This is a genomic window from Arthrobacter sp. CAN_A214, assembly GCF_015751955.1.
In the GTDB taxonomy this organism is placed as follows: domain Bacteria; phylum Actinomycetota; class Actinomycetes; order Actinomycetales; family Micrococcaceae; genus Arthrobacter_D.
Genome location: NZ_JADOUU010000003.1, coordinates 38,908 through 58,539, shown reverse-complemented (window position 1 = coordinate 58,539; position 19,632 = coordinate 38,908). Strand labels below are relative to the sequence as shown.

General features: G+C 67.6%; 18 protein-coding genes. 7 read left to right on the top strand and 11 right to left on the bottom strand.

The genetic code is table 11. From position 1 onward, the window contains the following. Nucleotides 1-32: 32 nt before the first annotated feature. The 4 genes from IWX65_RS03845 to IWX65_RS03830 all read right to left on the bottom strand — a co-directional run bounded on the left by IWX65_RS03845 (nucleotide 33) and on the right by IWX65_RS03830 (nucleotide 3,689). Nucleotides 33-692, bottom strand: coding sequence for a TetR/AcrR family transcriptional regulator (locus IWX65_RS03845; protein ID WP_196881127.1), 660 nt, complete (start codon nucleotides 690-692; stop codon nucleotides 33-35). Between the two features lie 147 nt (nucleotides 693-839). Next, nucleotides 840-2,318, bottom strand: coding sequence for a class II fumarate hydratase (locus IWX65_RS03840; RefSeq protein WP_196881126.1), 1,479 nt, complete (start codon nucleotides 2,316-2,318; stop codon nucleotides 840-842). A gap of 22 nt (nucleotides 2,319-2,340) precedes the next feature. After that, on the bottom strand, nucleotides 2,341-2,955 hold the full coding sequence (locus tag IWX65_RS03835; RefSeq protein ID WP_196881125.1) for a carbonic anhydrase: 615 nt from the start codon (nucleotides 2,953-2,955) through the stop codon (nucleotides 2,341-2,343). A gap of 20 nt (nucleotides 2,956-2,975) precedes the next feature. After that, a complete protein-coding gene (locus IWX65_RS03830; protein ID WP_334683629.1) occupies nucleotides 2,976-3,689 on the bottom strand; it encodes a DUF4245 domain-containing protein in 714 nt (237 codons plus the stop codon). A 163-nt stretch (nucleotides 3,690-3,852) separates the two neighbouring features. On the opposite strand from IWX65_RS03830, the gene glpX reads away from it, so the two are divergent. Further along, nucleotides 3,853-4,902, top strand: coding sequence for a class II fructose-bisphosphatase (gene glpX / locus IWX65_RS03825; protein WP_196821748.1), 1,050 nt, complete (start codon nucleotides 3,853-3,855; stop codon nucleotides 4,900-4,902). 102 nt (nucleotides 4,903-5,004) lie between these two features. Here glpX and IWX65_RS03820 read toward each other — a convergent pair whose 3' ends face one another. From IWX65_RS03820 to IWX65_RS03800, 5 genes are read right to left on the bottom strand one after another with little or no spacing between them, the layout of a single operon-like run. Next, nucleotides 5,005-6,024 (bottom strand): lipid II:glycine glycyltransferase FemX, encoded by a 1,020-nt coding sequence (locus tag IWX65_RS03820; protein ID WP_334683628.1) that lies wholly within the window; start codon nucleotides 6,022-6,024, stop codon nucleotides 5,005-5,007. Beyond that, nucleotides 6,021-7,295, bottom strand: coding sequence for a mannose-6-phosphate isomerase, class I (gene manA, locus IWX65_RS03815; RefSeq protein ID WP_196881124.1), 1,275 nt, complete (start codon nucleotides 7,293-7,295; stop codon nucleotides 6,021-6,023). The genes IWX65_RS03820 and manA overlap by 4 nt, the downstream gene beginning before the upstream one ends. A gap of 43 nt (nucleotides 7,296-7,338) precedes the next feature. Next, complete coding sequence (locus IWX65_RS03810) at nucleotides 7,339-8,943, bottom strand: LCP family protein (protein WP_196881123.1); 1,605 nt, start codon at nucleotides 8,941-8,943, stop codon at nucleotides 7,339-7,341. After that, entirely contained in the window at nucleotides 8,940-9,470 is a 531-nt protein-coding gene (purE, locus tag IWX65_RS03805) for a 5-(carboxyamino)imidazole ribonucleotide mutase (RefSeq protein WP_196881122.1), read from the bottom strand. Before purE ends, IWX65_RS03810 begins: the two co-directional genes overlap by 4 nt. Further along, complete coding sequence (locus tag IWX65_RS03800) at nucleotides 9,467-10,639, bottom strand: 5-(carboxyamino)imidazole ribonucleotide synthase (protein WP_196881121.1); 1,173 nt, start codon at nucleotides 10,637-10,639, stop codon at nucleotides 9,467-9,469. The genes purE and IWX65_RS03800 overlap by 4 nt, the downstream gene beginning before the upstream one ends. 218 nt (nucleotides 10,640-10,857) lie before the next feature. Here IWX65_RS03800 and IWX65_RS03795 point away from each other — a divergent pair, with 218 nt between their 5' ends. Next, the gene (locus IWX65_RS03795; protein ID WP_196881351.1) at nucleotides 10,858-11,508 is read left to right on the top strand and encodes a GtrA family protein; all 651 of its coding nucleotides are present in this window, start codon (nucleotides 10,858-10,860) and stop codon (nucleotides 11,506-11,508) included. On the opposite strand, the gene IWX65_RS03790 is transcribed toward IWX65_RS03795, so the two are convergent. After that, a complete protein-coding gene (locus tag IWX65_RS03790) occupies nucleotides 11,483-12,283 on the bottom strand; it encodes a TIGR03089 family protein (RefSeq protein WP_196881120.1) in 801 nt (266 codons plus the stop codon). The genes IWX65_RS03795 and IWX65_RS03790 overlap by 26 nt on opposite strands. Nucleotides 12,284-12,540: 257 nt before the next feature. On the opposite strand from IWX65_RS03790, the gene IWX65_RS03785 reads away from it, so the two are divergent. Genes IWX65_RS03785 through IWX65_RS03775 form a run of 3 tightly spaced genes read left to right on the top strand, consistent with a single transcriptional unit; the run spans nucleotide 12,541 to nucleotide 18,229 of the window. After that, on the top strand, nucleotides 12,541-13,128 hold the full coding sequence (locus IWX65_RS03785) for a WhiB family transcriptional regulator (RefSeq protein WP_196881119.1): 588 nt from the start codon (nucleotides 12,541-12,543) through the stop codon (nucleotides 13,126-13,128). Next, on the top strand, nucleotides 13,125-16,595 hold the full coding sequence (locus IWX65_RS03780) for a glycosyltransferase (RefSeq protein WP_442859160.1): 3,471 nt from the start codon (nucleotides 13,125-13,127) through the stop codon (nucleotides 16,593-16,595). The genes IWX65_RS03785 and IWX65_RS03780 overlap by 4 nt, the downstream gene beginning before the upstream one ends. Beyond that, nucleotides 16,592-18,229: a DUF5719 family protein gene (locus IWX65_RS03775; RefSeq protein ID WP_196881118.1), complete on the top strand. Its 1,638-nt coding sequence runs from the start codon at nucleotides 16,592-16,594 to the stop codon at nucleotides 18,227-18,229. The genes IWX65_RS03780 and IWX65_RS03775 overlap by 4 nt, the downstream gene beginning before the upstream one ends. A gap of 14 nt (nucleotides 18,230-18,243) precedes the next feature. Here the strand turns inward: IWX65_RS03775 and IWX65_RS03770 are convergent, their stop codons facing one another. Further along, the gene (locus IWX65_RS03770) at nucleotides 18,244-18,681 is read right to left on the bottom strand and encodes a metallopeptidase family protein (protein ID WP_196881117.1); all 438 of its coding nucleotides are present in this window, start codon (nucleotides 18,679-18,681) and stop codon (nucleotides 18,244-18,246) included. Between the two features lie 271 nt (nucleotides 18,682-18,952). Here IWX65_RS03770 and IWX65_RS03765 point away from each other — a divergent pair, with 271 nt between their 5' ends. Together IWX65_RS03765 and IWX65_RS03760 are read left to right on the top strand one after the other, a co-directional pair. Beyond that, nucleotides 18,953-19,339: a DUF3499 domain-containing protein gene (locus IWX65_RS03765; RefSeq protein ID WP_196881116.1), complete on the top strand. Its 387-nt coding sequence runs from the start codon at nucleotides 18,953-18,955 to the stop codon at nucleotides 19,337-19,339. 95 nt (nucleotides 19,340-19,434) lie between these two features. Further along, nucleotides 19,435-19,626 carry a Trm112 family protein gene (locus IWX65_RS03760; RefSeq protein ID WP_196881115.1) on the top strand — a complete coding sequence of 64 codons (192 nt, stop codon included), beginning with the start codon at nucleotides 19,435-19,437 and terminating at the stop codon, nucleotides 19,624-19,626. Nucleotides 19,627-19,632: the final 6 nt, after the last annotated feature.

The following is a 19,632-nucleotide window of genomic DNA, read 5'->3' as shown; positions in this document are numbered from 1 at the left end:
GTGCGGGCCGTCGGCGCGCGACGTCGTCGTAATCATGATGCGTCCTTCCGGGAAGTCGGAGAGGGGAGTGCGGGAATGTCGAAGAGAGCGGCGAGTGCAGCGATGTTCTGCCGGAGGATGTCCCGATAGGGCGCTGCGTTTTCCAGGCTGAAGAACTCGTCGACGGAGCGTCGGGCCAGCCCTCCCATCAGGAAAGTGGCAAGGCGGGCCCGCCGGTCATCCGGTTCCAGGCCCTCGCGCTGTGCGATCAGCCCGGTCATCTCCTCCTGCTGCACCTCCGCCTTCGTGAAGATGCGGGCAATCAGGTGGGGTTCCTTGCGGATGAGGTCCGAGACGGCCAGGTACTCCTCGCCGGAGATGGCCAGCCGGTCGCCGAGTTCCCCGAACAGCGTCGACAGGGCGTCGAGCAGCGGCGGTCGGTGGCCGTCGGGTGCGCCGCGCAAAAACTGGTCTACGAGGTCGCGAGGGAGTCCGTCGTCGGGGTAGGCGAGGACTGCGTCCTCTTTGGTGGGGAAGTAGTTGAAGAACGTCCTGCGTGAGATGTCCGCCTGGGCGCAGACCTGTTCGATGGTGAAACCACCGAGGCCGTGCTCCAGCGTGAGGCTGCGGGCCGCGGCCACGATGGCAGCACGGGTCCGCGTCCGTTTCTGCTCGCGGAGTCCGCCTTCCGCTGTTATTGCACTATCAGTCATGAAGTAAATAATTACACTAATTATGTGGGAGTGCAATTAGAGGAGTGCCCTGCATCACAAAAGCAACGGACGCACCGGCAGGGACCGGTGCGTCCGTCGTTTCGGCGCGGCTGTTCAGGAGAGGTGCGGCGGTGCAGCGCTGTCGAGCTACGCCTGGGGAGGACGCGTCATCGACAGCACGTCGAGTGCCGAGTCCAACTGCTCCTCGGTCAGTTCTCCGCGCTCCACGAAACCGAGGGCGACGACGGCCTCGCGGACGGTCAGCCCCTCGGCCACGGCCTTCTTCGCGATCTTCGCCGCGTTCTCGTAGCCGATGTACTTGTTGAGCGGGGTGACGATGGAGGGGGACGCCTCCGCAAGGAACCGTGCGCGTTCCACGTTGGCCGTGATGCCATCGATCATGCGGTCCGCCGAGACCCGGGTGGAGGTGCTCAGCAGCCGGATGGACTCGAGGACGTTCCGGGCGATCACGGGAATTCCGACATTGAGTTCGAAGGCACCGTTGGTCCCGGACCACGCCACCGTGGCGTCGTTGCCGACCACCTGTGCGCACACCATGAGAACGGCCTCGGCGATCACGGGGTTCACCTTCCCGGGCATGATCGAGGATCCGGGCTGCAGGTCGGGAAGGGCAATCTCCCCGAGGCCGGTGTTGGGGCCGGATCCGAGCCAGCGCAGGTCGTTGTGGATCTTGGTCAGTGACACGGCGATGGTGCGCAGCATGCCCGAGACCTCGACCAGCGAGTCGCGGTTAGCCTGGGCCTCGAAGTGGTCGCGGGCCTCGGTCAGCGGCAGGCCGGTGTCCGCGGCGAGCAGTTCGATGACGCGCGCCGAGAACCCTACCGGGGTGTTGATCCCGGTTCCGACGGCAGTGCCTCCAAGGGGCACCTCAGCGACACGGGCGAGTGAGGCTTCGATGCGCTCGATGCCGTAGCGCACCTGTGCCGCGTATCCGCCGAACTCCTGGCCGAGGGTCACCGGGGTGGCGTCCATGAGGTGCGTGCGGCCGGACTTCACGACAGTGGCGAACTCCTCCGCCTTGCGCTCGAGCGCTTCGGCGAGGTGCGCGAGGGCGGGGATGAGGTCGTTGGTCAGGGCTGACGTCGCCGCCACGTGCACCGACGTGGGGAAGACGTCGTTGGAGGACTGTGAGGCGTTGACGTGGTCATTCGGGTGAACCGTCGTCGCGCTGCCGGCAGCCTCGAGGGCACGGCTCGCGAGGGTTGCGATGACCTCGTTCGCGTTCATGTTCGACGACGTCCCGGAACCGGTCTGGTAGATGTCCACGGGGAAGTCGCCGTCGTACCTGCCGTTCGCGACGTCCTCCGCAGCGGCCTCGATGGCGCGGGCACGCTCCTCGTCGAGCACTCCCAGTTCCGCGTTGGCCGTCGCGGCGGCCTTCTTGATCCGGGCCAGCGCCTCGATGTGGGAACGTTCAAGGGTGGTGCCGGAAATGGGGAAGTTCTCGACGGCACGCTGGGTCTGCGCCCGGTACAGCGCATTCACCGGGACACGCACTTCCCCCATGGTGTCGTGCTCGATCCGGTACTCGGTCTCCTGGGAGGTCGAAGCGGAATCGACGGCGGGGGGAATGGAATTCGAGGCTGATGCAGGCGTTGGAGTCATTCGCCAATTCTCGCCTCCGGAGCTACAGTGCGCCAAATCCCGAAACGAGCACCGCCTTGCCCTCGTCGAGGCGGTAGGAAACCCCGACGACGGCGACCGACCCGCGCTGCACGGCGTCGGAGATGACGCGCGAGCTGTCGATCAGCCGCTTCGAGGTCTGTTTGGTGTGTTCCACGGCTGTCGCGTTGACATCGAGGATGCCGGAGCGCCGCGCGGTCAGGACGGAGGGGGTGATGCGCTCGACGAGATCCCGCAGGAAACCGACGGGCATGTCGCCCGTTTCCACGGCATCCATGGTGGCGGTGACGGCTCCGCAGTTGTCGTGCCCGAGGATGACGATCAAGGGGACGTTCAGCACGCTGACGCTGTATTCGAGGGAGCCGAGGACGGCGTCGTCGATGACCTGTCCCGCGGTTCGGACCACGAAGATATCTCCGAGGCCGAGGTCGAAGATGATCTCGGCCGCGAGGCGCGAGTCCGAGCAGCCGAAGATGACGGCGAACGGGTTCTGGTTGTTGACCAGCGACGTCCGGCGGGAGGCGTCCTGGTTGGGATGAGACACATCGGCGGCTACGAAGCGGGCGTTGCCCTCCCGCAACCGCAACCAGGCCTGGGCGGGAGTCAGTTGCTTGTTCACGCGCCTACTCTAGCGGCGGATCACGGGGCTTCCGCAGTCGATGACGTGCGCAGGGCTTCGGCTGCGGCGTTGTCCTCGATCTCCTCGAGGGTTGCTCCGCCCAGTACGTCGAATTCAGTCAACTCTGCCTCACCGTCGAGGATGATCGTCGTGCCCTGGAACTCGGTGGTGAGAGCGGTGTCCCCATTGGGGCTGTCCAGCAGCTCCCACTCCACCCCGTTGATGACGCGCGTTCCCGACACCTGCGCCTTGTCGAGCCGCTGGGATATCCACGTGGGGTTGGCCTGGTCGGTCTGGGTCAACTGGATGAAACCCCGGTTCGCGCTCAGGTAGCCGACTTCCCAGTAGTTGACGCCGTCGCCGGCTCCGCCGGTCCAGCGGGCGAAGTTGGAGGTCCATCCCTCAGGAAGCTTGGGCGCTGCCGGAAGATAACCGGCGTCGCCCGCTGACTGCCGGGACACCATCTCAACGTTGACGTCCCGCTGGTAGGTTTCGGCGGTGTAGGTGGGGTTGAGGAAGTAGACGGGAAGAACGACGGCGAGAGTCACCCCGATGGCGATGAGCATGCCGATCACCGTGGAGTTGGCCCGTTTCGCCTGCGCCGGTGTGAGCACCGGACGGACGGGAGGCTCGCCGCTCGGGAAGGCCGCACCGTCCTCGAAAGCTGCTCCGTCGTCGCTGCCGGTTCTGCTGTCCCGGTCCTGGCCGCCACGTGCCCGCTCCTGATCATCCACGCCTCCATTTTCCCCCACGGCGGGCGGGCGGCCTAACGGACAAGGCCCGTCGGCCGGGAAGTGTGTCCAACGGCACGGAGGTCGGAGGAGTACGTCAGCACTAGAATAGGTTGCGGGGACCCTGCTTGCGGCTCCCCGCCGTGCACCACCACGAACTTCGACGATGAGGATTGACGTGTCCCAAAACCCCGAGAACGCCCGGTATTCAACACTTTCGCCAGCCCTTGCAGTGGGAGATGACGAGCCGGACCGCAACCTGGCACTCGAACTGGTCCGGGTGACGGAGGCCGCGGCCATCGCGGGCGGCCACTGGGTGGGCTTCGGCGACAAGAACCTGGCCGACGGCGCCGCGGTCGACGCCATGCGGTCGCTGCTCTCCACCGTCCACTTCAACGGAATCGTCGTGATCGGCGAAGGCGAGAAGGATGAAGCGCCCATGCTGTTCAACGGTGAACGGGTGGGCGACGGAAGCGGACCCGAGTGCGACGTCGCCGTCGATCCGATCGATGGAACACGCCTGACCGCCCTGGGCATCAACAACGCGCTCGCCGTTCTCGCGGTTGCCGAGCGCGGCACCATGTTCGACCCTTCCGCGGTGTTCTACATGGAAAAGCTCGTCACCGGTCCGGAAGCCGCCGACATGGTGGACCTCCGTTTACCCGTCAAGCAGAACCTGCACCTCATCGCGAAGGCGAAGAACCGGAAGGTCAGCCAGCTCAATGTCATGATCCTCGACCGCGACCGCCACAAGCCGCTGGTCGACGAGATCCGCGCGGCCGGTGCACGCACCAAATTCATCATGGACGGCGATGTGGCGGGCGCCATCGCCGCCGCCCGTGAGGGCACCGACGTCGATGCGCTCATGGGCATCGGCGGAACGCCCGAGGGCATCGTGGCCGCCTGTGCGATCAAATCCCTCGGCGGAGTGATCCAGGGCCGGCTGTGGCCCACGAGCGATGACGAGAAGCAGAAAGCGCTCGACGCCGGCCACGACCTGGACCGCGTGCTCTCCACCAACGACCTCGTCACGAGCGACAACTGCTACTTCGCAGCGACGGGAATCACCGACGGCGACCTTCTCCGCGGGGTGCGCTACAGCAAGGACAAGGTACTCACGCAGTCCATCGTGATGCGCTCCAAGTCGGGAACCATCCGCGTGGTGGACGGCGAGCACCAGGCCCACAAATGGGAGACCTACGCGCGCCTGCGGTGATCCACCGACCGCACGTTCGGCTGTACGTTCTCTCGGCCGGCCCCTGCGGCGGCTGCGTACCGCCCACGACCCGATCCGGCGCCGCCGGATCGGGTCGTGTGTTCAGCGCGGGCGTCGGGTGACGACGCGAGCCGCAGTGGCGGCCGTGGCCCGGGCGTAGCGCACGGCCGGGACCGCTGCCTCCCGCAGGCCGCGGGCCATCGAGTACGCGCGGTACATGAGCGCGTTGACCGGCAAGTCCCAGGAGCCCGGATACTCCACTTCGTATCCGCCGAAGGAGCGTTTGAAGCGGGAGAAACCGGCCCAGGGATGTTCGGGCTGGTCCTCGGCGGAAACACCCCACAGGTCGAACCGGGTTCTGCCGGTGGCCTTGGCATCCATCATCATGGTCACCACGAGCGGTATTCCCGCGTTGAGGCTGCGATGGGCGGTGTCGGCTGCCGCGTGGGCATAGACCCTGGTGGTGTCGGTGTCGTAGGAGAGGGCTGCAGCAATCGGTTCCCCGTCCAGCCGCGCGATGAACAGCTTTGCACTGCCCGCGGGCATGAGGGTCTGTGCTGCCCGTGCCAGGTAGTCGTCGGACTGGGCCCGGAACGCCGCGCGCTCGGACACCGCGTGAAGGAAGGCGAGCAGTACCGTAATTTCTGCCGGATCCGTGGAGGTGTCGAAGGTGACACCTTTTTTCCGGATGTTGCGGTAGAGGCCCCGGCTGGTGCTGCGCATTCCGCCGAGAATCGCCTTCTCATCCTGGCTGAGGTCCACCAGCCAGGTCAGCTTCGGCTGCACATCGGCGGGAGCCTTGACGAGTCCGAGCCCCTCCAGGGTCGAGTCGGGGCGCGGGCCGAGATCGGTATTGACCGGTTCTACCCGGACATAGTGGGCGTGTTCCGCGGCGGCAAGGGCGGCGAGGGCATCGAGTGAGCGGCGCAACCCGGCCGTGTCCGCGGCTACCGGTCCGAACGGCACGTAGAGGAAACTGCCGAGCGGAGTCTTCTCCTCGATCGCCAGGAACGAGAATCCGTCGCCGCTGCCGGTGAAGACTCTCTTGCCCAGGGCGCGTTGGAAGTCCGCCCACGCGGGGGACTGGAGGATCGAGGGTTCGTTCAGTCGTTCGGCGCTCACCGGCGGACACCTTCGGTGCCGGCAGGCGTGCCGCAGGTCACCGCGAACAGTACTGCGGGGGAGCCGGCGCCCTGCACGGGGTGGACCAGGACCGGCTGCTCGATATCCGGGAGGAAGCCGGACTGCCCGCGCTCCAGGAGGAGGTCGGACTTCGGCGAATCAAGCCGAACGCTCCCCGAGACCACGAGGACCACCGCGGGACCGTTCTGGGCAAGCGGCACGGGGTCGCCGTCGTGCACGACGATCCGCTGGAGCTGGAATTCCTCGTAGGGGGGAAGGTACAGCTCCTGGTCGAGGAGATTCGTGGCGGCTGGAACCGAGGGCAACGCGAGTGGTTCGAAGATCACGGTCCGCAGCAGTTCCGGGACGTCCACGTGCTTGCCTGTCAGGCCGCCACGCAGCACGTTGTCCGAGGACGCCATCACCTCGATCGCGAGGCCGCTGAGGTAGGCGTGGATGTGTCCCGCGGGAAGGTGGATGACTTCGCCGGGCTGGAGCGACACGCGGTTGAGGAGCAGGGCCACCAGCACGCCGGCGTCACCGGGGTACTGGGAACCCAGTTCGGCCACCGTGGCTGCGTCATCGGCGAAATGCCCGGCGGAATCCACGTCGGTCGGTTCGATCCCCCGCGGTGATGCAACGGCGGCCTCGACGGCGGAGACGATGCCGCCGTCTGCCGACAGCAGCGCCTCGAAGGCGTTGCGGAGCGCGGCCGGAGCACCGGACCCGAGCTCGGTGGCAACGGTACCGAGCAGCCCGGCTTCCTCGGACCCCGGTTCGCAGAGGCCCGCGAGGAACCCGAAGACCGCAGCGGATTCCTCAAGGGGCCGAAACCCGCAGAGCGCGTCGAAGCGAGTCAGCGCGAAAAGCATCTCCGGCTTATGGTTGCGGTCCTTGTAGTTCCGGTGTGCGGCGTCGACCGGTACGCCGGCGGCCTCCTCGGCGTCGTACCCCGCTGCAGCCTGTTCCAGGCTCGGATGTACCTGCAGCGACAGCGCTGACTCCGCGGCGAGCACCTTCAGGAGGAAGGGCAAACGGTCGCCGGAGCGGCTTCCGGCGCCGCCGAGAGCTGCCTGGGGATTTGCTGCGATCAGCTGGTCCAGCGGGGTGCGCGTGCCGTCGGGAAGCACCGCCACCGAGGGGGATCCGGGATGCGCACCGATCCACAGCTCCGCCTCCGGACTTCCTGACGGCTCCCGTCCGAGAAGGTCGGCTATCGCGGTCACCGACCCCCAGGCGTAGGGGCGCAGCGGGTTGTCCAACAGGTACATAGATGCTGTTCCTTAGGTGGGGCCGGATGGTCGGACCGAGTGGTCAGGCCGGGGAGCACTCCCCGTTGTCGGCGAGCAATTCAATGAGCGTAGCGTCATCCTGGATGATCGCGAGCTCCTGGAGGTATTCCTCGGTGATTCCACTGTCGGTTGTCTGCGAGGGAAGCACCGACACCAGTCCCGCCCGCTCCAACTCGAGGATGCCGGCGTCCGAAGGGGCGCCGTCGTCCGCTTCCGAGGGATCCTCGCTGCCCTGGGAGAGCATGTCCTGGACGCGCTGGTGGATCAGGTCGAAGTCGGGGTAGGTCACGAAGTTGTCCTCCGGTGTCCCGAAGTCCGGCGGCCCGATGGTCAACCGCCGGACCTCCTGGTCCTTGGCCTTCAGCGCCAGGTTGACGAAACTGCCCAGCTGGTCCTGCGGGATGTCCGTCTCGACGATCTGCGTGCCGGCGGCGGCGATCTCCTGGAAGTGCGTGAGCAGGGTGGCAGGATCGAGCTGGGCGATCATTGCCTGCTGGACGCACTGCTGGCGGGCGATGCGGTCGTAATCGGTCACGAATTCGCGGGAGCGGGCGTACCAGAGCGCCTGATAGCCGTTGAGGGTCTGAACACCCGGCGCAATCCAGCCGTCCGGCGGATAGTGGCGGATCGGGTCGGTGCCGGGAATCTCGGCGGCGGTGATGGGCACCCAGCCTCCCGCGTCGATCCGGATGCCGCCCATGGCGTCCACCAGCTGCTCGAAACCGTTCATGTCGACCATGACGTAGGCCTGCACTTCGATGCCGAGTATGCCGCTCGCGGCATCCATCATCGCCTCGGCGCCCGGGTCCTCGCTGTCGGGGTACAGGTCCGCATGGTTCTGGATCACCGTGGTGTAGAGACTGTTGATGATGCATTCGTCGCCGCAGTTGTAGCCGTCCGGATAGATCTCCGCCAGCGGAGACTCCTCGGGGAAGGGGGCGTTCTGGAAATTGCGGGGGATGCTGAAGGTCACGGTGGCGCCCGTGGAGGCGTCCACGCTGATCACCGAGATGCTGTCGGGCCGACGGCCCGTCCGGTTCTCGCCGGCGTCGCCGCCCATCAGCAGGAAGTTGTACCGGCCGTCCACCGGGTCGAAGGCCGGCCCGCCCTGGAAGATGGATCCCACCGTGGAGCGCCCGACACCGAGCAGGTAGGCGCCATACGTCAACGATCCACTCGTGAGCACCATCAGGAGGGCGAGCGTGCCGGCTACCGCTGCCCGCACGCGGCGCTCGAGCAGCGGAAGGCGGATGATCCGCAGGGTATTGAGGAACAGGAGGGCCCAGCCCACGGCGAGGCCCAGCAGTGCAGTGATCAGCACCAGTGACCACCAGCGGTGCGTCACCAGTGTGACGACCAGTTGCGGGTTGGTGAGTGCCAGCACGACGGCGGCAACCGCCAGCGCCCAGACGGTGAGGGTGACGCGCAGGGCACGGCGTCCGAGCCTCCGGTTGCCCGCCACGACCTGAGCTGCGCCTGGCAGGGCGAGGGTGAGGCCGAGCAGCACGAAGGCACGTTTCGTCCGGACCGCCGGTGCGGCCGTCTGGGGGTACCGGACCGGGTCGGTCAGATGCACGGGGGTGGCCCCTGATGCTCCCGAGTCCGCCCTCGCCTTGGTGATCATCATCGGCCCTCCGTCGGATGGTCCGGAAGCCGGCTTCGAAGTGCGGTTCCCTTGTCGAGGGCGGTCTGTTTCAGGGACGCAGAGAAATCGACCAGTTGCATCTGCAGGCGCTCCGCTTCGGGCCCGTTTCCGGTAGCGAGGATGCGCACCGCCAGCAACCCCGCGTTGCGGGCGCCGCCGATCGAGACCGTGGCAACAGGGACGCCGGCCGGCATCTGGACGATCGACAACAGGGAATCCATTCCATCGAGGTACTTGAGCGGCACCGGCACTCCAATCACCGGCAGTGGTGTGAGCGCTGCGAGCATCCCGGGAAGGTGCGCGGCACCTCCGGCGCCGGCGATGATCACCCGCAGGCCGCGCTGGTGAGCATCCTGCCCGTAGTGCACCATCTCGACGGGCATCCGGTGGGCAGAGACGACGTCGGCCTCGTAGCTGATGCCGAATTCCTCGAGCGCGTTCGCCGCGCCCTCCATCACGGGCCAGTCGGAATCCGAGCCCATGACGAGGCCGACTGCTGGGTTCTTCATGAGGGTTCCTTCCCGGAAGCCGTGCCGTCGCGAAGGATCGCGGCGGTGAGCCCCGCCCGTGCCCGAACCTGTTCCACCGTTTCGCCGGTGGCGCCGACCACGTTCACATGCCCGATCTTTCGGCCGGGGCGGATGTCCTTGCCGTAGAAATGCACCTTGGCCGACGGGTCCGAGGACAGGGCCGATCGGTAGGCGGTGTAGGTGTCGGTGTTGGAGCCGCCCAGGTAGTTCTTCATGACTGCTACGCCAGCGGTGAGGCTCGTGTCGCCGAGGGGGAGGTCCAGCACGGCGCGCAGGTGCTGCTCGAACTGGCTCGTGACGGAGCCGTCCATGGTCCAGTGTCCGGAGTTGTGCGGCCTCATGGCGAGCTCATTGACCAAGAAGCCCTCAGCGGAGGACGGCGTTTCGAAGAGTTCGACGGCCATTACTCCAGTAACCTCCAGTGCCTCGGCGATTCGGAGTGCTGCCTCGACGGCTGCCTGCGCCACCGGTTCGGACAGGCCCTGCGCGGGCGCGATCACCTCGTCGCAGACGCTGTTGACCTGTACCGACTCCATGACGGGCCAGGCCGCTGCTTCGCCGGAAGGGGTGCGTGCCACGAGTACGGCCAGCTCACGGGTGAAGGGGACGTGTTCCTCCACGAGCAGATCCTCCCCTGTGAACCAGGTACTCGCCTTCGAAATTTCCGCGGCGGACCTGAGCACCATCACGCCCTTGCCGTCGTAGCCACCGCGCGGGGTCTTTAACACCACGGGCCACCCATGGGCGTCACCGAATGCCTCGAGTTCGGCGGGAACGGAAACGCGCGCCCACCGTGGATTGGGGAATCCGAGCCGTTCAACAGCCTCGCGCATGAGCAGCTTGTCCTGTGCGTGGGCGAGCGCCGCCGGCGGCGGCTGGATGTTGATTCCGTCGGAGGCCAGGTTCCGCAGGAGGGTGCCGGGAACGTGCTCATGGTCGAACGTGAGGACATCCACGCTGCGTGCGAAGGCGCGCAGGGCGTCGGCGTCGCGGTAGTCACCCACCGTCACGTGGGCTGCTACCTGTGCCGCTGAAACATTCGGGCCCTCGGCGAAGACGTGCAGCACAAAGCCGAGCTGCGCCGCGGGGGCTGCCATCATCCGGGCCAGCTGGCCACCGCCAACTACACCGATTACGGGAAAAGTCACCTACTCAGGGTACCTACCCGAACGGGAGCACTGGGACGGGCCCGGCAGCTGCGGGCTATTCCGTAGGCAACGGCGGGCTCGGCCCCCTAAAATGGGGAGCTGGACGCCAGGCACTGGGCAGGCGGATGAAGGGCACCCCTGCGTCGACAGGGTGTTTGCCGGGAATCCGCGGCATCAGCACTGCGGTGAAAGGTAACTCGGATTCGACCGCGGAGGTTGTGTTGACGGCAATAGCAGAGCGTATCAGGGGCCTCGCCTCGCTTTTCTGGCGTGAAGTCGCCAAGTTCGGGGCAGTGGGCGGCGTGGCGTTCATCATAGACAACGGCCTGTACTGGCACCTCATCAACGGCCCCATGGACGACAGCGTGGTCAAGGCGCGGTTCGTCTCCGCGTCCGTGGCGACGGTCTTCGCCTGGGTGGCGAACCGCTACTGGACCTTCCGGCACCGCCGCCAGCCGAATGCAGCCCGGGAACTGCTCATGTTCATCTTCATCAACGTGATCGGCATGGGGATCGCGGCCGGCTGCGTCTGGATCGTCCACTACCCGTTCGGGGTCACCGACACCACGTATCTGTTCGTTGCAGGCATCATCGGCACAGTACTTGCCACTTTCGTGCGTTTTATCGCTTACCGCTTCTGGGTCTTCAATGCCGAACTGGACGGAGAGCCCGAGTTCAGCCACGACCACGAGATCCTTCACCCCCATTCCGGATCAATCCCGAAAGCATCCCGGAAGGTGGCCGGTAAAGCTACTGACGGCGCCCCCGGGACGGCCCGGAAAGGCGACGGAGCTACCGAACAGGCGCCTGTCGAGGTGCCTGCCCAAAGCCAGGAAAGAAGCGCTACCGGGCGGCAAGCCGGGCAGTAACCCGTTCGCCTGCCAGGAGTTGGTCTGTCACCTGGACGTCCCTGTCCACCAGGATCAAGGTGCCCTCGGCACCCCACACCGACGCCGCTGCCTCCAGTGCCCGAAGAACGGTGCACCCTGGTTCGAGGAGTGCCACCGAGGAGGGCGGCACCGCTCCATCCGATCCACCGGAAAGGTCGGCGAAGGAGAGCCTGCGGGGACCGGGGGCCCCGGTGGTTCCGCTGTCCCCCGAGTTGCCTGCCTCGACCAGCACGGCTCCCGGTCGAGGCGGCGCCTCCTCCGGAAATACGTCGCCGTACGAGCGCACCTCTGCGGCGTAGTCAACGGCGCCGCGCGGGAGTTCGCCCGGCCAGCGGAGTGCCAGGGCGCCCAGCGCCACGGGAACCAGCATCAGCGGTGCCTCGAGAGGGGGTCGGGCGGAGGAGGTCACCAGAATGTCGCCGTCGATGTCGCCGCTGCCGTCACTGGTGCCGTCACTGGTGCCGCTACCGCCATCAGGAGTGCGGGGCAGGACGAGCACGCCGCCGGCTTGCCAGGTGGCGTAGGCCCACACCACTGCCTTCCAGTGGGTGGGAAGGTGCATCGCCACGCGCGTGCCCCGGACGGCGTCGAGCTCGTCCACGAGGAGGTTCGCGGTTTTCGCCACCCAATTGTCGAAAACCCGCCCCGAAAGTTCCACCCTGCCGTCCGTTCCGTACCACACCAGTCGGGGTGACGAAGAAGCCACCGTCCGCAGGAAGGCGAGTTGTTCGGTCGGATTCGTGTGCTGGGGCATTGTGTCTCCGCCAAGGTTGTGGTGGTATGAATGTGACTGAAGTGATAGTTGATCAAATAACAACCGACGCGCCGCTACTTCTTCATCGGTTCCCGGCGTGGCGCACGCCAAACCGCCGAACCGACTCTATAGGATCCCCCCGCGGTTTGACTCAGTACGTATTACACGCTTGTAATTAGACATCGGATTTGTTCCAGCAGCTGGGCGCGACGGTCTCCTTGGTTGATGCTGGAACGGCAACACCGGGAAGGCACAGTATGGGGCAAGCAGAGCGTATCCAGGAAAGACCAGACATCGCAGCGCAGGCATCAGCCCGCTACGGATCGCGGGGAGTACCCGACGACTGGTTCCTGGATCCAGCTGACCCTGATGCGGGCGGACGCTACCGCGAGGACTCACGCTTCGCGCTCGAGAACCAGGCCACCGCCTTCCTCACGGCGCATGAGGCCCTCGCGGCTTCGCCCGACGTCGCCCTGCCCGCACTAGCCGAGGGGCCGAGCAGCCTCCTCGTGCTGCCCCGCGTAGCCGACGATGCCAAGCTCCGCGCGGCACCGGCCTTTTCCGAGCCCTCGCATGCCGGCTGGACCGTGTCCCCGTCCCGCCCGGGCGACTTCCCGGATGAGGGGGAGCTCGGCTGGCAGTCGGACGCCCTGTGCGCCCAGACTGATCCTGAAGCCTTCTTCCCCGAGAAGGGCGGCTCGACCCGCGACGCCAAGAAGGTGTGCGGTTCCTGCATGGTGAAATCGGAGTGCCTCGAGTACGCCCTGGAAAATGATGAACGGTTCGGCATCTGGGGTGGCCTGTCGGAGCGCGAGCGCCGCCGCCTGCGGAAGCGAGCAGTCTGATCCTGCTCGACCGCCGTGTCACCGCCGTTGTCGTAGCCTCCAACGGATCCCTGTTCCTTCCCGGAACCCTGAAAGCCCTGAAGCGCCAAACCCGTCCGGCTGACTTCCATGTGGGCGTCGCCGCCGGTTCGACGGACGAGTCGGCGTCGACGCTCCGCCTGTACCTGCCCGGCGACAGCCTTCTCGTCGAGTCGGCGGCATCAGGGTTCGGTGCCGCCGTCCAGACGGGCATCCTGCAGATCCCCCAGCGGAACAACGCGCGGAAGGGGACTGGAATCCAGGACTGGTTGTGGCTCCTCCACGACGACTCGGCCCCGGAACCGTCCGCCCTCGAGGAGCTGCTCTCCGCCGTTGAACGCGCGCCGTCCGTCACCGTGGCCGGTGCAAAGCAAGTGGGCTGGGACGACCCGAAGAAGCTCGAGGACGTCGGACTGTCCGTCAGCCGGTGGGCTGAGCGGCTTACGCTCATCGACGGAGGTGAGCTCGACCAGGGACAGCATGACGGTCGCAGTGACGTTTTCGCCGTCAGCTCCTCCGGCATGCTGGTGCTGCGAAGCGCGTGGGACGAGCTGGACGGGTTCGATCCCGCACTGCCGGGTGTGGGCGACGACGTCGACTTCTGCTGGCGGAACCGACGCGCGGGCCACCGTGTGGTGGTGGTTCCGGGCGCCGTCGTACGGCATTCCGGATCCCGGTCCAATGCCGCCGCGATGCTCCGCGCTGCACGCCGCGCGGAGGTCTACCTCCGGCTGAAGCACTCCGTCCTGTGGTCGGTGCCGTTCCTCGCAGCGGGTGCCGTGATCGGGGGCGTCGCCCGGCTGCTGGTCGGCCTGATGACGAAGGATCCGGGCCACGGGGCGGGGCAACTCCTCGCGAGTTGCGCCGGTGTCTGCAAACCCTTCGACCTTTTCCGTGGCCGGCGCTCCATCGCACGGACGAAGACCGCGCCCCGCCGCGTTGTGCATGCGCTTCGCACGCCGCGGCGCGAGGTCCGGTCCCATCGACGGTCCGTCCTCGAAGCTTTCCGGGCGGCCGGTGCACTGCCGGATAACGCCGCCGATAAGCCAGGCATTTCCTCCCGCGACAGCCATGACTTCTCCGCACCCGGCGGACCGCGGCGCCCCTGGGGAGGGCTGGGCGCCGCAACCTCCTTCGGCGTGCTGCTGGCTGCCTCCCTGGTGGGCCTCTCAGGGCTGGTCGGGGCGCCGGCCCTTTCCGGTGGAGCGCTCCTTCCCCTTCCGCAGTCCCCTGCCGAGCTGTGGGACAGCGCTTCCACCTGGTGGGTTCCCCTGGGAGCAGGGTTTGCCGGACACGGCAGCCCCTTCTCCTATGTCCTGTGGCTGCTCTCGATCCTCGGTTTCGGGAACGGCAACGCGGCCGTCGCGGGGCTGGTCCTGCTCGCAATGCCTCTCGCCGGCCTGGCCGCCTGGTGCGGTGCCGGAGCAATCACGCGCCACCGCGGGCTGCGGATGTGGGCAGCGCTCTCCTGGGGTGCCGTGCCTGTGCTGCAGGTGGCGATCGGCAGCGGGCGGCTCGGCGCACTAGTTGCCCACGTCCTGCTGCCGCTGGTACTGGCCGCCATGGTCCGCGCCGTCGGGGTGGGCGCCCGTCCTTTCACACAGACCGGAGCAACGCCCACGCCGGGAACGTCCGGGGTTCCCAGCTGGACGGCGGCTGGCGCGGCAGGATTGCTGCTGGCCGCAGTCACCGCGGCAGCGCCGTCAGTGCTGGTGGTGGCCCTCCTGGGGGTGATCGGTGCCCGGATGATCCTGCGCCGGCGCGCGAAAACCCTGTGGTGGAGTGTCCTTCCGGCGCTCGCGCTGTTCGTTCCCTTCGCGGCGTCGGCCTCCGGCACTCTTCGGGATGCCGTGGCGGATCCGGGAATCCCGCTGCCGTTCACGGCTGCCGAGCTCTGGCAACAGCTTCTCGGATTTCCGGTGGCTTTCGACCCGCTGGTGCCGCCGAAGGCACTGGAGTTCCTGGGTTCAGGTCCCTGGGCGCTGGTTCCGGTGCTCGTCATCGGTGCGCCACCGGTGGTCCTTGCCGTCTTCGCCCTCTTCGGTTCCGTTCGCGGCAGGCCGGGCGCCTACGCCGCCTGGGCCCTGGCGCTGCTGTGCCTGATCGTCAGTGCAGTGTCCCTCTCCTTTCCCGGGACGGCGGGCGGAACCGCGCTGATTCCCCCCTTTTCCGGCCCGCTGGTATCGGGCATCGTCCTCTTCCTCCTGGCTGCTGCCCTGGTGGGAGCGGACGGTCTCCTGGTCCGCCGGGACACCGACCGGTCATCCGGCAAACCGGCTCCCGCCGTCCGCGCCCTCGTCCTCGCAGGATCGGTGGTGCTGGCGGCAGGTCCCCTCACGAGCCTCGGCCTGTGGATCCTCCCGCAGCCGGCGCAGGTCGTTGACACAGAAGCGGTGGCGCTCACCCCTTCAAGCGCCGCGGACGCGGCGGCCGGGGCGGATACGGCGAGCGGTGACAGCCAGGGGGAAGGTACGGATTTCGGCACGGCCGTCCTGGTGCACCCGGTCGCCGAGCGCATCCTGCCCGCCACAGCGGCTGACCGTGGAACCGGACCGGACCGGGCCAGGACCCTGGTCCTGGCCATCGACGGGAGCAACGGTGAGGGTGTTGCGGCGATGCTCATGCGCGGCGCAGGCACCACCCTTGACGCGCTGTCCCCGCTGAACTCACCTGCAGGATCGTCCGGGGTTGGAGCCGCTCCACAGTTCCGTCCCGGTGACGCCGCTGCGGCGGCCCTCCGCGGCGCCGTCGCGATGCTGGTGGGCGGCACCGGAGCTGACGCGCGCGCGGAGCTGCGCCGGTTCGGCGTCGGATATGTCGTCCTGCAGCAGTCCGACACCGCCGCCGAACTACTGGCGGAACAGCTCGACGCCGCGCCGGGCCTGACCGCCGTCGGCAAGACGCCTTCGGGCTGGTTGTGGCGTGTGACGGCGCCGATACTGCCGAACGGAACGGAAGACTCCGGCGGGCAGACGGCCCGGGCCCGAATCGTCGACGCCGAGGGCCGAACCGAATCTCTCGTCCCGTCAGGGACCACCAGGGTGGATACGGGAGTGCGGGACGGAGGCGAGGGACGTACCCTCGTCCTCGCCGAGCGGGCGGATGCCGGGTGGCAGGCCACGCTCGACGGGCGTCCACTCGAAAGCGCTTCGGAAGGGTGGGCACAAACCTTCGTGCTGCCGCCCCGGGGCGGACACCTGACGGTTGACTATGTCAACGCTTGGCAGCCCTGGGCCGAAGCAGTGCAAATGGTCGTGTTCGGCGCAGGCATCCTGCTTGCAGTGCCCGTGCCATCGCGGCCCAGGGCGGTGCGGGTCCTGCCGGCCGACCGGGGTGGCACTTCTGCCAGCGGGCGGGAATTGGCGACTGGCCACGGCCCGGCGGATCCCGGCAGCTCCCGTCCCACCGAAAGAGAGCCGGACATGGCCGCTGCCGGGGCTTCATCATGAGCGCCGCAGCCACGCAGGGCGTGGCAGGAAAGCAACGCGAGGGCAACTGGCGGCCGGGTGCGGCGGGCGTTCTTCTCCTCGGTGCGACGGCGGCGCTGGTAGGGGGGAGCGCGGCAGGAGGATCCGGTGCGGCGCCGCCGAGCGTACCGATTCCCCAAGCCGAGGTCCCGGCCGGGATCCACACGGCCGTGTGCCCGGGCCCGCCCCGGCTCCCTGGCAACAGCGGAGTTTCTCCTGGCGGGCATTCCTTGTTCAGTCCGGTGTCCTCGACTGCGAAGACGCTCGCCAGTGCCATAGTGCTCAGCGACCTCGGCGGCACTATTCCTGCCGCCACCCTTGTCCCGCTCGGCCCCGGGTCGCCGATGTCAGTTTCCTCCGAACGATCCGGAACCTCACGTTCCGGATCGGCGAACCCACCGGTCGGCACAAGGGGGGACGTCGGTACGGACAGGACGGCGGCAGTGGCCCGCGGCAGCACCGTCGATGCGCCGTCCATCTTCCGGTCCGATCCGATGGAGGGAAACGCGCCGGTTGCCGGGGCATCGCTCACCTACACCGCCGTCGACGGCGACCTCCGCGGCCTTGCCGCTTCCAGCTGCCCAGCGCCGTCCAACGACATGGTGCTCCTCGGCGGCGCCACCGAAGTCGGCGATTCCTCGGTCCTGGTGCTCACGAACCCCACCGACATTCCCGCGGCTGTCGACCTCGAGCTTTTCGGCGCCGACGGCCCGGTCGAGGCCGCAGGAACGGGCGGCCACCTGGTGCCGCCGGGGGAGTCGCGGGATGTGGTCCTCGCAGGCCTTGCCGGAAGTCAGGAGCACCTTGCTGTCCGCGTCCGCAGCGACGGCGGGGGCGTGTCTTCGGTGATCCAGCAGAGCGTCCTCCGCGGGCTCACGCCGGGCGGCATCGAGTTGCTGGCACCGTCCGCTCCGGCGGCACTGGAGCAGGTGATCCCCGGCGTCGTTCTCCAGAATGCGGACACTGCCCGCATCATCCGCGGGCAGGAAGGGTACGCTGCTGCCTCCCCGGTCCTGCAGGTCCTGGTCCCCGGCAGTACTGACTCAGTACTCGACATCCGGATCTTCGGCGCCGACGGAGAAGTTTCCTTGCCGGAGGGGGGAGCGATGACGGCGGCAGCGGGCAGCGTCAGCACCTTTCCGCTGGAAGGCCTGGCGGAGGGCACCTACACCGTGTCCATCGCCTCGGATGTTCCCGTGGCAGCGGCCGCCCGCGTCAGCCGCGGCGTCACGGCGGGTGCCCCGGTGGACTTCGGCAGCGCGCCGGCAGCCGAGCGGTTGGGGATTGAGCACGCGGTGGTTTTCGCCGACGGCGTCGATGTCCAGCTCGTGTTCGGGGCGCCCGAAAACGGTGCAGAGGTATCGCTCACTCCGGTGGGTGCCGATGGTGTCCTCGGTGATCCGCGGGTGGTAGGCCTTGCGGGGACGACGTCGGTGACGGTGCCGGCGTCGTCCTTCGGACCCGACGTGGTGGCGGTGATCGTCGGAGCCACAGGAGGCCCCGTGTTCGGTGCGCAGGTCGCGACCCTGGGTGGGAACACCGCCGGTGTCTCGGTGAGCGCCATCCCCGAAGCTCCGAACGGCAATAGAAGCATCCCGGTGGAGCTGAGGTACTAAGGGGAGCTTTGCGGTCAGGCCTGTGAGCGCCCGTAGGCAGGATCCACGGCTTCCGGTGCCATACCCATCAGTTCCGCCGTCTGCTCGATCACGACATCATGCACGAGTTCGTTGACCGGGAGGATGCCCTTGGCCGCCATCTCGATGGGATGGCGGAAGACCGTGATCACTGCTGGACGTCCGGGTACGGCAGGGGTGGCTGCCCCGAGGAGACCGCGCAGGCTCCCGGGAGTCCTGTCCTCGAGGCCGTCGGGAATCTCCTGGACCACGATCTGCAGATCCTGGATGCGCTCGCCCCACAGCCGCTCGAGGCGCTGGGCCGATTCCATCACCCACTCGTCGAACTGCTCAGAACGGGTGCGGAAGCCGGGCAGGTGCGAACCGATCAGCTCCCCCCGCATTCCACGCCCACGGCGGTTCCTGCGACGCTCGAAGAACGACCGTCCGGCCAAGGGGCCGGGACCCTTTGCTTCGGTCAGGTTCACCGAAAATGTTGAAGCTTCCCGCATATAAAGACTGTAAGCCCATTGCCCCGCCGACGCATCCGCGCAGCGCGAATCCGCCGAAGCGGATGAGCGATGTTGCACCGGCGCTTCCTGCTGTCCGGCGAGGCCTCGAGCCAGCAGGCTGGAGGGCGGTCCGGGAGGCGGCCCTCCGATCGGCGGAGGCGAATGGCCTGTCGAAATGCCGCCGGGCCGCTGGAGGACGGTAGGCTTTCCCCTCGTGGGATTCATCCGTTCATGTTCGCGTTCAGCCTGCCAGCGTTCGGCAGTGGCCACGCTTACCTATGTGTACGCCGATTCGACGGCGGTCCTCGGGCCCCTGGCCACCTACGCGGAGCCCCACACGTACGATCTCTGTGCACTCCATGCCGAGCGGCTCACCGTCCCCCGGGGCTGGGAGGTGGTGCGCCTGACTCTGCCGACCGCACCGCCGGAACACAATTCCGATGACCTCCTCGCGCTCGCCGACGCTGTCCGCGAAGCGGCAGTTGACCGCTCCGCCCAACCTGCGGCGGCCGTCCACCGGGGAACGAAGCTACCCATCGAGCCACCCCCTGACGGCGGCGGACCGCGCCGGGGCCACCTCCGGATCCTCCGGGAACACTAGTCGCGTACGTACTCCTGGTTCGGCCGGGGACGGCCGTCAACGGTATCCTTGAAGGGAATCTCCGTACCGTCTGTCCTCCCCGGAAAGTTTCAGCAATGGCGAATCTGCCCCAGCAACTGCTCGATATCCTCCGCTGCCCGGTCACGGGATCGCTGCTGGTCGAGGACGGCGGCCGCCTGACCTCGACAGCGCCGGGCCCGGACGGCGCCCTACTGGAATACCGGCTTGAGGAAGGCATCCCCGTGCTTCTTCGCCCCGAACTACTCGAGAACCCAGCCCGATCCTAGGAACCC

What these genes read in the sequence shown, in the direction of transcription:
- glpX (WP_196821748.1), top strand. Translation starts at nt 3,853, where the DNA reads ATGAGGATTGACGTGTCCCAAAACCCCGAGAACGCCCGGTATTCAACA.
- IWX65_RS03790 (WP_196881120.1), bottom strand. Translation starts at nt 12,283, where the DNA reads ATGCCCCAGCACACGAATCCGACCGAACAACTCGCCTTCCTGCGGACG.
- IWX65_RS03760 (WP_196881115.1), top strand. Translation starts at nt 19,435, where the DNA reads ATGGCGAATCTGCCCCAGCAACTGCTCGATATCCTCCGCTGCCCGGTC.
- IWX65_RS03785 (WP_196881119.1), top strand. Translation starts at nt 12,541, where the DNA reads ATGGGGCAAGCAGAGCGTATCCAGGAAAGACCAGACATCGCAGCGCAG.
- IWX65_RS03810 (WP_196881123.1), bottom strand. Translation starts at nt 8,943, where the DNA reads ATGATGATCACCAAGGCGAGGGCGGACTCGGGAGCATCAGGGGCCACC.
- manA (WP_196881124.1), bottom strand. Translation starts at nt 7,295, where the DNA reads ATGTACCTGTTGGACAACCCGCTGCGCCCCTACGCCTGGGGGTCGGTG.
- IWX65_RS03775 (WP_196881118.1), top strand. Translation starts at nt 16,592, where the DNA reads ATGAGCGCCGCAGCCACGCAGGGCGTGGCAGGAAAGCAACGCGAGGGC.
- IWX65_RS03840 (WP_196881126.1), bottom strand. Translation starts at nt 2,318, where the DNA reads ATGACTCCAACGCCTGCATCAGCCTCGAATTCCATTCCCCCCGCCGTC.
- purE (WP_196881122.1), bottom strand. Translation starts at nt 9,470, where the DNA reads ATGAAGAACCCAGCAGTCGGCCTCGTCATGGGCTCGGATTCCGACTGG.
- IWX65_RS03845 (WP_196881127.1), bottom strand. Translation starts at nt 692, where the DNA reads ATGACTGATAGTGCAATAACAGCGGAAGGCGGACTCCGCGAGCAGAAA.